Annotated in this window: 3 protein-coding genes; 1 reads left to right on the forward strand and 2 read right to left on the reverse strand. The window is 70.6% G+C overall.

Annotated features, from left to right (window positions below; all coding sequences use genetic code 11):
* Positions 1-236 precede the first annotated feature (236 nt).
* Positions 237-848, reverse strand: a complete 612-nt coding sequence (locus AB0M52_RS32430) for a MarR family transcriptional regulator (RefSeq protein WP_363961572.1) — start codon at positions 846-848, stop codon at positions 237-239.
* Positions 849-887: 39 nt separating this feature from the next.
* Here AB0M52_RS32430 and AB0M52_RS32435 point away from each other — a divergent pair, with 39 nt between their 5' ends.
* Positions 888-1826, forward strand: a complete 939-nt coding sequence (locus AB0M52_RS32435; RefSeq protein ID WP_363961574.1) for an EamA family transporter — start codon at positions 888-890, stop codon at positions 1824-1826.
* Here the strand turns inward: AB0M52_RS32435 and AB0M52_RS32440 are convergent.
* Positions 1823-3235, reverse strand: coding sequence for an aldehyde dehydrogenase family protein (locus AB0M52_RS32440; RefSeq protein ID WP_363961576.1), 1413 nt, complete (start codon positions 3233-3235; stop codon positions 1823-1825). The genes AB0M52_RS32435 and AB0M52_RS32440 overlap by 4 nt on opposite strands.
* Positions 3236-3365 lie beyond the last annotated feature (130 nt).

The raw sequence follows: 3365 nt of genomic DNA on the forward strand, positions 1-3365 counted from the left end.
ACGACCGCCTGGTCACACCACCCCAACCACGCCACCGCTTGACATCCAAGCACCTGGGATGTCTTTGCTCTGCTTCAACCGACGCAACAGTCACTGGTTGTGTCTGCTGCTGGCGTGTGTCGTGGCCATGGTCCGGTGAGTTGGGGCTGGTCGGCTGCTGTTGCGTGGGTTGAAGCAGAGCAAAGGGGATTGAGGGTGACCGGCGGCGACTCGGCTGTGGTTACCGAGGGTTTTGGTCACGCAGGGTCTCTGTTCGGCGCACGACGCCACTCGACACCGGGCCCAGGGGAGGCTGTGTGTGGTGGCTGGCCCGCGGGGTTGGGCATGGTCGCGTTCGATCCGGATCGCAGCGGGGTTTCGAAGCCCGCGAGCCAGGTGGCGAGCAACGATTCCAGCTGGGCGGCCTCGTCCGGGCTCAGCAGGTCGAGGAGCCGGCGTTCGTTGCGCATGTGTTCGGCGAACGCCTGGTCGATCAGGTCCCGGCCGGCCTCGGTGAGCGCGACGACCCGGCCGCGGCCGTCGCTCGTGCTGGGGCGGCGGGTGACCAGGCCGTCGCGTTCCAGCCGGTCGATGCGCTTGGTCATGGCGCCGGTGGTGACCATCGTGAACGCCGCGAGTTCTCCGGGTGCGCGTTCGAAGGGTTCGCCGGCACGCCGGAGGGTGGCGAGGACGTCGAACTCGCCCTCACCCAGCCCGTATCGCCGGTAGACGACATGCAGCTGCTCGGTGAGGTGGCCGGCGAGTCGATGGAGCCGGCCGATCACGCCCTGTGGGCTCACGTCCAGGTCGGGCCGTTCCCGGGCCCAGGCCTGCTGGATGCGGGCGACGTGGTCGAGGTGCTCGGTCACCCCATCACTATAGCTTCCATGGAAGCTATAGTCGCTTCCATGGAAGCTACTTTTCGGTGGGTGCCGGTCACCGCGATCGCACCGGTCGCCTGGGGCGCGACCTACTTCGTCACCCACCGGTTCCTGCCGGCCGACTATCCGCTCTACGGCGGGGCGATCCGGGCGCTGCCCGCCGGCCTGCTCCTGATCCTCGTGCGCCGGGCCGTTCCGCACGGGTCGTGGTGGTGGCGGTCGCTGGTCCTCGGCACCCTGAACGTGGGCGCGTTCTTCGCGTTGATCTACCTCGCGGCGCAGGCGTTGCCGACGAGCATCGCCTCGACGATCATGGCGACCGCGCCGGTCGCCATGATGCTGATCGCCTGGGCGGCACTGTCCGAACGCCCGCGCGCCGCGCACCTGACCGGTGCCGGCATCGGGATCGGCGGCGTCTGCCTCATGCTGCTGGACGGCACCGCTGCGGTCAGTCTCTCCGGCGTGCTCGCCTCCGTCGCGGCCATGGCGATGTCCGCCCTCGGCTACGTGCTCGCCAAGAAATGGAGCGCGGGGATCGACGTGTTCTCGCTGACCTCGTGGCAACTCATCGCCGGAGGCGTGCTCCTGCTGCCCGTCGCCGCCGTGGTCGAGGGGCCACCACCCACTCTGGACCGGCCGGCGATCCTCGGCTTCGGCTACGTCACGATCGTGGCGACCGCGCTCGCCTTCGCCGCCTGGTTCACCGGACTGCGGCACCTGAGCGCCGGCACGGTCGGGCTCATCGGGCTGCTCAACCCGATCACCGGGGTGCTGCTCGGCGCGGTGATCGCCGGTGAGCGCCTCACTCCGCAGCAGGTCTGCGGAGTCGTGCTGGTGTTCGTCGGAATCCTGCTCGGGCAGCCCGTCGCCGACCGACTCGTCACGCGGCTGCGCACCGTACGCGCCAAGCGGGACGCACGCGACCGCCGGACCCCACCCGGTCCGGCGGCCGCTGAGTCCGCCTAACCCAGGACGACGAGCTTCTGGTGGAGCATCGCCTCGATGGCGTACCGGATGCCCTCCCGCCCCTCGCCGGACTCCTTCACACCCCCGTACGGCATGTGGTCGGAGCGGTACGCCGCCGGCCTGTTCACCAGCACCGTCCCGGCCTGGGCCTGCGAGACGTACCGGCGTACCTCGCGCAGGTCGTTGGAGTAGATGGCGGTGTTGAGGCCGAACCGGGACGAGTTGACTGCGGTGAGTGCCTCCCCGAGCGACGCCACCGGCACCAGGGTGACCACCGGCCCGAAGACCTCCTCGCAGATCAGCGGGGATTGCGGCGCCACACCCGTGATGACCGTCGGTTCCAGTACGCCGTCGACGACGCCGCCACCGGCCAGGATCTTCGCGCCGGCGGCCTCGGCGTCGGCGAGCCAGCCGCGCACCCGCTCGGTCGACTCGGGGGTGATCAGCGGACCGATGTCGGTGGCCGGATCACCGGGATCACCCACGGTGAGCCCGGTCATGGCGGCACGGATCTGTGCGACGAGATCGTCGACGACCTCGGTGTGCACGTAGAGCCGCTGGAGCGAGACGCAGGCCTGGCCGGAGAAGGCGAAGCCGGCGGAGACCACGGCCGAGGCGGCGGCGCCGAGGTCGGCGGAGGGCATCACCACCATCGCCGTGTTAGAGCCGAGCTCCAGCACGTGACGTTTGGTCGGCGAGGCGGCCTTGAGCTGCCAACCCACCCGCGACGATCCGGTGAAGGTGACCAGGGTGACCAGCGGCGAGTCGTTCAGCGCCGCCACGATCTGCGCGGGGTCGCCGGTGACGAGGTTGAGCAGCCCGGCCGGGAGCCCGGCCTGTTCGAAGACCTCGACGAGCAGGCCGGCGGACAGCGGCGTCTTCTCCGACGGCTTGAGCACCACCGGGCAGCCGGCCGCGACCGCGGGAGCGATCTTGTGCAGCACGAGGTTGACCGGGAAGTTGAACGGCGTGATGGCCGCGACGACGCCGACCGGCTCCGGCAGGGTGAACCCGATGGTGTCCGCCCCGGACGCCACCGCGTCCATCGGCACGGTCTCACCCGGCAGCCGGGCCGCCTCCTCGGCCGCCCAACGCAGGGTCAGGATCGCGCGGTGCAGTTCGGCCTCGGCGGCCTTGCGCGGCTTGCCCGCCTCGCGGAGCAACGTCTCGGCGAACTCGTCGCGCCGCTGCTCCAGCAGCGCGGTGGCCCGGTGCAGGATCGCGGCGCGCTCGTACGGTGGCAGGGGTTCCTGGAGCGCGCGGTGGGCGGCCTGGACGGCGAGATCGACCTGCTCCCGGGTGGCGACCGCGACGGTGCCGACCACCGAGCGGTCCCACGGCGAGCGGACCTCCAGCGTGCCGTTGCCGTCCAGCCACGCGCCGTCGACGTACAGCCGCTGCGTCCTCATTGCTGCGATCCCTTCAACTCGGCGCACACCGCGTCGACGAACCCGGCGGTGTCGGCGGTGCCACCCAGGTCCCGGGTCTTGATCCCCTGGGCGATGACCGTTTCCATGGCATTCTGCAACCGGTTGGCGG

The sequence above is a fragment of the Micromonospora sp. NPDC051296 genome, from assembly GCF_040682255.1.
Classification (GTDB): Bacteria; Actinomycetota; Actinomycetes; order Mycobacteriales; family Micromonosporaceae; genus Micromonospora; species Micromonospora craterilacus.